The organism is Rhodococcus sp. R1101, assembly GCF_000278445.1.
Lineage (GTDB): Bacteria > Actinomycetota > Actinomycetes > Mycobacteriales > Mycobacteriaceae > Rhodococcus > Rhodococcus gordoniae.
The window spans coordinates 1-7445 of the sequence record NZ_AJVB01000169.1 but is presented as its reverse complement, the minus strand read 5'-3'; the positions used below and the strand labels follow the sequence as shown (position 1 = coordinate 7445).

At 69.8% G+C, this 7445-nt stretch carries 8 protein-coding genes and 1 pseudogene; 6 read left to right on the top strand and 3 right to left on the bottom strand.

Annotated features, from left to right (window positions below; all coding sequences use genetic code 11):
* Positions 1-125, top strand: a pseudogene (locus R1101_RS31390) (protein phosphatase); the annotation flags it as partial.
* Positions 126-129: 4 nt separating this feature from the next.
* On the opposite strand, the gene R1101_RS0112355 reads toward R1101_RS31390, so the two are convergent.
* The 3 genes from R1101_RS0112355 to R1101_RS0112345 form a co-directional block, all read right to left on the bottom strand.
* Positions 130-984, bottom strand: a complete 855-nt coding sequence (locus R1101_RS0112355; RefSeq protein ID WP_016933732.1) for a hypothetical protein — start codon at positions 982-984, stop codon at positions 130-132.
* Between the two features lie 72 nt (positions 985-1056).
* Entirely contained in the window at positions 1057-1542 is a 486-nt protein-coding gene (locus R1101_RS0112350) for a general stress protein (RefSeq protein ID WP_026003198.1), read from the bottom strand.
* Positions 1543-1666: 124 nt separating this feature from the next.
* A complete protein-coding gene (locus R1101_RS0112345; protein WP_026003197.1) occupies positions 1667-2626 on the bottom strand; it encodes an HpcH/HpaI aldolase/citrate lyase family protein in 960 nt (319 codons plus the stop codon).
* 58 nt (positions 2627-2684) lie between these two features.
* On the opposite strand from R1101_RS0112345, the gene R1101_RS0112340 reads away from it, so the two are divergent.
* From R1101_RS0112340 to R1101_RS0112320, 5 genes are all read left to right on the top strand, one after another.
* Positions 2685-3959, top strand: coding sequence for a magnesium transporter MgtE N-terminal domain-containing protein (locus tag R1101_RS0112340; protein ID WP_016933729.1), 1275 nt, complete (start codon positions 2685-2687; stop codon positions 3957-3959).
* A complete protein-coding gene (locus R1101_RS0112335; RefSeq protein WP_016933728.1) occupies positions 3952-4473 on the top strand; it encodes a DUF1003 domain-containing protein in 522 nt (173 codons plus the stop codon). The genes R1101_RS0112340 and R1101_RS0112335 overlap by 8 nt, the downstream gene beginning before the upstream one ends.
* A 108-nt stretch (positions 4474-4581) precedes the next feature.
* Positions 4582-5478 carry a hypothetical protein gene (locus R1101_RS0112330; RefSeq protein ID WP_016933727.1) on the top strand — a complete coding sequence of 299 codons (897 nt, stop codon included), beginning with the start codon at positions 4582-4584 and terminating at the stop codon, positions 5476-5478.
* Positions 5479-5733: 255 nt separating this feature from the next.
* Complete coding sequence (locus R1101_RS0112325; protein WP_026003196.1) at positions 5734-6600, top strand: lytic transglycosylase domain-containing protein; 867 nt, start codon at positions 5734-5736, stop codon at positions 6598-6600.
* Positions 6601-6651: 51 nt separating this feature from the next.
* Positions 6652-7445 (top strand): P-loop NTPase (locus R1101_RS0112320; protein ID WP_026003195.1); only part of this gene is annotated, 794 nt, incomplete at its 3' end.

The following is a 7445-nucleotide window of genomic DNA, read 5'->3' as shown; positions in this document are numbered from 1 at the left end:
CATGCCTCGCCGTGTTCGACGGCCTCTCCCCCGACGAAGCCGTCGACTTCGTGCGCCGCCATTACCATCCGCGCGCGGTCGAGACGCCCTGGCAGCGCCGGTTCGTCGCGCGGACGAAGCCCTGACCGCTCAGTTCTTCGTCCGCGCCAGATGCGCTTCCGCGGCCGAGACGGCGCGTTCGGCGGCCACCACCCGCTTCTTCGCCTCGACCGCGGCACGACGCGCGAAGGTGCGCTGCTGCTCGGCGTGCTCGAGCTTCGCCCGCAGATCGGCGACCTCGTCTTCGTGGCGGGCCAGTTCCCGCTCCGCTGTCGCCGCCCCTTCGCGCGCCTCCTCGGCTGCGCTGCGCGCCGAGTCGAGCGCGGCGGCGGCCTCGTCGATCTGTGCCTTCCGAGCGGCCCGCTCGGCATCCTCGTGCTTCCCCGCCTTCTCGCGCGACGACGCCGTCCGGTCTTCCTCGTCCTTCCGGTCGGACCCGCCGCGGACGACGGTGAGCGGCATCGCGGACAGGTCGCCGAAACCGTCCGACTCGACGATCGCGTCGAGCCGGCCCTGCCGGACCTGATCGCCGATATCGGGATCCGAGAGCGCCGCGTTGAGGGTGCGTCCGACCTCCCGCAGGGCGCTCTCCGAGGCGCTGCGGCCACGGTCGGCGGCGAGTCGTCCGGCATCGCGTTCGAGCGCGGCGACCACCCGGCGCCGCTGCTCGGAGAGTGTCCGCATCTCGCTGCCGGACAGTCGGCGCTGCGCGGTGCGCAGAGCCGCTCCGATGTCGAGCAGCGCGGCGAGTTCGTCGGCCCGTTCGCGCGCGAGCAGGTTGACCATCCAGGCCGCGACCGTCGGTTTGCGCAGCCGGCCGATGGCCACCGTCAGTTCGCGGTCGCCCGCTTCACGTGCCTGCGCCGCGAATTCGGAGCGGGCCGCCACGAAGTCGCCTGGGTCGAGGCCGTAGAGGGCGTCGGCCACCGAATCGAGATCGGGCATGGAATCGACAGTAGTGGCGCGGGGCAGGCCGCGACGAGTCTCGTCCTCGGCGGACTCGTGACCACCGGACGATCAGATCGCGAGCTTGGCGAGGATGTCGCGCGCCTTCTCGGCGGTGGGCGGCTGGCACAACACGTCGTAACGGCCGGCGACGAGCTGCATGGTGGACGAGAAGTCGCGCTGGCCGCGGGTCGCGGCGTACGGGATGGTCGCCGAGATGAGCCCGAAGACGATGCCGCCGACCAGGCCGACGAGCAGCGGGCCGAGGAAGTCGTTGGAGAAGATGCCGAGCAGCAGACCGAAGAAGACGCCGAGCCACGCGCCCGAGACGATGCCGCCGCCGATCACCTTCGGCCACGTGAGCCGCCCGGTGACCCGCTCGACCTGCATGAGATCGACACCGACGATCGTGACGTCCTCGACCGAGAAGTTCTGGTCGGCGAGATGGTCGACCGCGCGCTGCGCCTCGACGTAGGTAGGGTACGAACCGACGGGCCAGCCCGTGGGAGGGGTGGGCAGACCGGGTACCTGGCGACCGGGTCCGAGGGGATTCGTCATGTCGTTCGGCTCCTTCGCGATACGCGCCGACCGTCGCGGCGCGGCGCCGGTCCCCATTCTGCCTCGACGAGGACCGGCTCGCCGCACTGGTTCGCCCGATATGTTCTTTTTACCGGTCGTCCCATCAGGAGGCCGGCGGCTCGAACTTCTGGGTGCGCTGCAGCCCGGCGGCGCGGCCCTTCGCGGAGATCACGAGGGCCATCTTCCGGCTCGCCTCGTCGATCATCTCGTCACCGAGCATCGCGGCACCGCGGGCGCCACCCTCGGCCGAGGTGTGCCATTCGTAGGCGTCGAGGATCATCTCGGCCTTGTCGTAGTCCTCCTGGCGGGGACTGAAGACCTCGTTGGCCGCATCGATCTGACTCGGATGCAGCACCCACTTGCCGTCGAAGCCCAGCGCGGCGGTGCGCTGCGCCGACCGGCGGAAGGCGTCGACGTCGCGGATCTGGAGGTAGGGACCGTCGATGGCCTGCAGCCCGTGGGCACGCGCCGCCATGAGGATCGTCATGAGGATGTGGTGATAGGCGTCGCCGACGTCGTAACCCTCGGGCTGCTCACCGACGACGAGAGTGCGCATGTTGATGCTCGCCATGAAGTCGGCCGGGCCGAACACGAGTGTCTGCACGCGAGGGCTCGCCGTCGCGATCTCGTCGATGTTCGTCAGCCCGAGGGCGTTCTCGATCTGCGGTTCGATGCCGATCCGCCCCACCTCGAGACCGTGGGCCTTCTCGACCTGCGTGAGGAGCAGGTCGAGCGCCTTCACGTGACTCGCGTCGGGCACCTTCGGCAGCAGGATCGCGTCGAGGTTCGCCCCGGCACCACCGACGACCGTCGCGACATCGAGATAGGTCGCGTCCGTGGTCCAGTCGTTGACCCGCACGACCTTGATCTGGTCGCCCCAGCCGTCCTCGTTCAGCGCTTCGACGATCGTCGTGCGCGCCTGCTCCTTCGCCAGCGGTGAGACGGCGTCCTCGAGATCGAGGAAGATCTCGTCGGCGGGAAGGCCCTTGGCCTTGTCGATCATCTTCCGGCTGCTGCCCGGAACCGCGAGCACCGACCTCCGGGGCCTGAACGAAAACGACATGACCTGACCAGACCTCCGAGTTCCGGGAACAGCGTGGGCACGCTCTAGCCTGACAATCATGGCAGCAGTGAGCAAGGTCTTCGTCGCACGGCTGGCCGGACTGGTCGTACTCGGCCCCGACGGCGAGTCCATCGGCCGCGTCCGCGATGTCGTGCTGACCATACGGATCGGGCGCCAGCCTCCTCGTGCGCTGGGGCTCGTCGTCGAACTGCCCACCCGCAAACGGATCTTCGTACCGATGTTGCGCGTGACGGCGATCGAGCCGGGGGCGGTCACCCTCGTCACCGGCAACGTGAGTCTGCGCCGGTTCACCCAGCGCCCCTCGGAGGTGCTCGCCCTCGGGCAGGTCCTCGATTCGCGTGTGCGGGTCGACGACCCGGAGCTGCCGGACCTGATGGGTGTCGACGCCGTCGTGGTGGATCTGGGACTCGAGCTCATGCGCACCCGCGACTGGGTCGTCGCCCGGGTCGCGGTGCGTCGGCATCGCGGCCGGCTCGCGCGCCGCTCCCCCATCCACATCGTGGAATGGCCGCACGTGCACGGACTCACCCAGCAGGCGTTGTCGATGCCCGGACAGGGTGTCGCGCAGTTGCTCCTGCAGTTCGAGGACATGCGCCCGGCGGACGTCGCGAATGCCTTGCGCGACCTGCCGATCAAGAGACGCACCGAGGTGGCCGCAGCGCTCGACGACGAGCGCCTCGCCGACATCGTGCAGGAGCTGCCCGCCGACGACCAGACCGACCTGCTCACCCAGCTCGGCCTCGACCGGGCGGTCGCGGTGCTCGAGGCGATGGATCCCGACGACGTCGCCGACCTCCTCGGTGAGCTGCCCGCCACGGACGCCGAGTCGTTCCTGCAGCGCATGGACCCCGAGGATTCCGAGTCGGTGCGCCGCCTGCTCGAGCACTCGCCCGACACCGCCGGTGGCCTGATGACGCCCGAGCCGGTGGTCCTGACCCCGGCGACCACGGTGGCGGAAGCCCTGGCGCGCGCTCGCAATCCGGACCTGAGTCCGGCCCTGGCGTCGATGGTCTTCGTGGTGCGCCCACCCACGGCGACTCCCACCGGGAAATACCTCGGCTGCGTCCATCTGCAACGATTGCTCCGGGAACCGCCTGCGAGCCTCGTGGGAGGGGTCGTCGACGACGACCTGCCGCGCCTGGCCCCCGACGACGCTCTGACCACCGTCACCCGGTACTTCGCGACCTACAACCTGGTGTGCGGTCCGGTGGTGGACGACGAGGGGCATCTGCTCGGCGCGGTGAGCGTCGACGACGTGCTCGACCATCTGCTGCCCGAGGACTGGCGCGAGGAGGACATCGAGGATGAGTGACCGCAGCACGCAGGGCCGCTCGCGCCTCGAGACCCCCCAGTCGTCGAGGTTCCGGTTCAACTTCGACGCCGAGGCGGTCGGCCGGGTCAGCGAGTCGATCGCGCGGTTCCTCGGAACCGGCCGTTATCTCGCCATCCAGACGATCGTCGTCATCGTGTGGATCGCCCTGAACATCACCGCGGTCGGACTCCAGTGGGATCCCTATCCCTTCATTCTTCTCAACCTGGCCTTCTCGACGCAGGCCGCGTACGCGGCCCCGTTGATCCTGCTGGCGCAGAACCGGCAGGAGAACCGCGACCGCGTGTCGCTGGAGGAGGACCGCGCCCGCGCCGAGCAGACCAAGGCCGACACCGAGTTCCTGGCACGGGAACTCGCGGCCCTGCGACTCGCGGTGGGCGAGGTCGCGACCCGCGACTACCTGCGTCGCGAGCTCGACGATCTTCGCGCCCTGCTGGTCGACGACGAGAACGAGGACGACACCGGCGGCCCGCGCATGCGCGCGCCCCGGCGCTGAAGCGCGCGTCGCGCCCGGTTGTCCGGCACGATCGGTTGCACACAACCCGACATCCTTCTGTAACCTTCGTCACAACAGTCGGAGGGACGACCGGAGGAGGGTGATCGCGTGCGGTGGAAGGTCGCGCTGGCGATGCCGGTGATCGTCGCTGCCGGACTGGCGGCGACGGCGTCGTCGGCGACGGTGGTCGCGGAGACGACGTCCGCCGAGGCGGAGCCCAGCGCGGCTCCCGCGGTCGGTCTGGTCCCGGGCGAGGTGCGCGAGGCGCAGCCGCTGCGCAGCCCGAGCGACCCACTCGCCCAGCTTCCCCCCGCGGCCGTGGCACCGACCGCAGGAGGGGCGGTTCTCGGCGAGGGGCCGCTCGCGATCCCCGAACTCGTCTTCTACGCCTATCGTGCGGCCGAGATGCAGCTGGCCATCGATTCCCCCGAGTGCGGCCTGCCGTGGAACCTGCTCGCCGCCGTGGGGCGTCTGAACTCCGGGCACGCGGACGGAGGTCGCACCGACGTCCTGGGCACCGTGACCACGCCGATCGTCACCCCCGAGGGCCTGCTCGGACCGATGCGTCTCGCTCCGGCGGTCTGGGAGCAGCACTCCGCCGACGGCAACGCGGACGGCACTGCCGATCCGCAGAACGTCTTCGACGCGACCCTGGCCGCGGGTGCCCGGATGTGCGCGGCGGGCGGAAACCTGCGTGAGCCCGACGGGGAGGCGCGTGCGGTGGCGTCGTTCGATCCGTCTCCCGGCTTCCTCGCGAACGTCCGGACCTGGTCGGGTGCGTACGCGAAGGCCGCCGAGGTGGCGCCTGCCGACCTCGCGCCGATTCCGGCGCGTCCGGTTCCGAATGCAGCGGATATAGCGGCACCTGCACCCGCACCTGCTCCGGCCGCACCGCCCCAGCCGTCCGATCCTCCGGCCGAGGAGGCGCCCGCCGGGCAGACGGCCCCGCCTCCGATGCCCGGGTTACCCGAGCTCCCCTGCCTGGTCCCCGCCTTCTGCGAGTAACTGCCTTCTCCGAGTAACTGCCTTCTGCGGGTGACTCCCGGGCACACCCCGTCATGACGACACGCGCGACGCGCGTGTCGTCATGACTTTCTGTCCCCCTCGCGGTGCGGTCGACCAGCACGAATCGACTACGTCCCCACACGTGCACTCCCGTTACATCACGGTTGCGTAACAGAAGAGCATCGAATGCTGTAGCCTCGGCCCGGCACGTAACGGAGGTGTCTCGTTCCGAGGCACCCGAGGGAGGGTTATCCATTGGGCCGCCACGCCAAACCGTCGGATTCGAAGCTTCGGCGAAATTCCGTGATCGCAATGACCGGACTCGTTCCGGTCGGCCTGGTCGCCGCGGCGGCGACCACGGCGGGTGCGTCGCCGCGAGCATTGATGGGAGTGGCGCAGCACGAGACCGAGCCCACCGCATCATCCGCCGGCACGGCCGACCTCGCGAGCGCGGTTCCGGAAGCGGTGGCAGCGGTACAGACCATCATGCTCGAGCCCGAACCGGCACCCGTGCGCACCTTCAAGGCGGCTCCCGAACCGGAACCCGAGCCCGAGGTCCTCCGCGAGGGCCCCCTCGGCATCCCCGGCATCAACTACGCCGCCTACCGCAACGCCGAGCGCATCCTCTCCGAGGAGAATCCCACGTGCGGCATGCACTGGACTCTTCTCGCCGGCATCGGCCGCGTCGAGTCCGGCCACGCGAACGGCGGCAAGGCCGACGCCAAGGGCAACCTGTTCGAACCCGTGATCGGACTGCCGCTCGACGGCAGCCTGCCCGGCCAGGCCACGATCCCCGACACCGACGGCGGGGCACTCGACGGCGACACGGTCTACGACCGTGCGGTCGGACCGATGCAGTTCATCCCCACCACGTGGAACCAGTACGCGGGCGACGGCAACGGCGACGGTGTCGCCGATCCCCAGAACCTCTACGACTCGACACTCACCACCGCGAAGTACCTGTGCGACGGTGGCCTCGACATGCGCAACCTCGCGCACTCGACGAAGGCGATCCACCGCTACAACAATTCGATGGCGTACGTGGCGAACGTGCTCGCCTGGTCGACCGCCTACTCCACCGGCATCGACCCGAGCCCGGCGGATCTCCCCCGCATCCACTGACGACCGCACCCGTGTCCGGACGCGACCTCTCTGCCGCCTACCATGGGCGTCATGGCAGTCAGTGAGTCCGACGTCCGCAGTGCGCTCGCACGGGTCCAGGACCCGGAGATCCGCAAGCCCATCACCGATCTCGGGATGGTCAAGAGCATCGAGATCGGCGCCGACAGCAGCGTCGATGTCGCCATCTACCTGACCACCTCCGGGTGCCCGATGCGCACCGAGATCTCCGAGCGCGTCACCAAGGCCGTCGCCGACGTCGCCGGAGTGGGCGAGGTGCGCGTGACCCTCGACGTCATGAGCGACGAGCAGCGCACCGAACTCCGCAAGTCGCTGCGCGGCGACTCCACCGAACCCGTCATCCCGTTCGCCCAGCCCGGGTCGCTGACCCGCGTCTACGCTGTCGCCTCCGGCAAGGGCGGAGTCGGCAAATCGTCGGTCACGGTCAACCTCGCGGCGGCGATGGCCGCGCGCGGTCTGTCGGTCGGGGTCCTCGACGCCGACATCTACGGTCATTCGATCCCCCGGATGCTCGGCACGTCGGCCAAGCCGACGCAGGTCGAGCGGATGATCATCCCGCCGGTCGCGCACGACGTGAAGATGATCTCCATCGCCCAGTTCACCGAGGGCAACACCCCCGTGGTGTGGCGTGGCCCGATGCTGCACCGTGCGCTGCAGCAGTTCCTCGCCGACGTCTTCTGGGGCGACCTCGACGTCCTGCTGCTCGACCTGCCGCCCGGCACGGGCGATGTCGCGATCTCCGTGGCGCAGTTGATCCCCAACGCCGAGATCCTCGTCGTGACCACGCCGCAGCAGGCCGCCGCCGAGGTCGCCGAGCGTGCGGGTTC

Bases quoted from the DNA above. Each gene is read 5' to 3' on its own strand.
- R1101_RS0112355 (WP_016933732.1), bottom strand. From the start codon at position 984: ATGCCCGATCTCGATTCGGTGGCCGACGCCCTCTACGGCCTCGACCCA.
- R1101_RS0112350 (WP_026003198.1), bottom strand. From the start codon at position 1,542: ATGACGAATCCCCTCGGACCCGGTCGCCAGGTACCCGGTCTGCCCACC.
- R1101_RS0112345 (WP_026003197.1), bottom strand. From the start codon at position 2,626: ATGTCGTTTTCGTTCAGGCCCCGGAGGTCGGTGCTCGCGGTTCCGGGC.
- R1101_RS0112340 (WP_016933729.1), top strand. From the start codon at position 2,685: ATGGCAGCAGTGAGCAAGGTCTTCGTCGCACGGCTGGCCGGACTGGTC.
- R1101_RS0112335 (WP_016933728.1), top strand. From the start codon at position 3,952: ATGAGTGACCGCAGCACGCAGGGCCGCTCGCGCCTCGAGACCCCCCAG.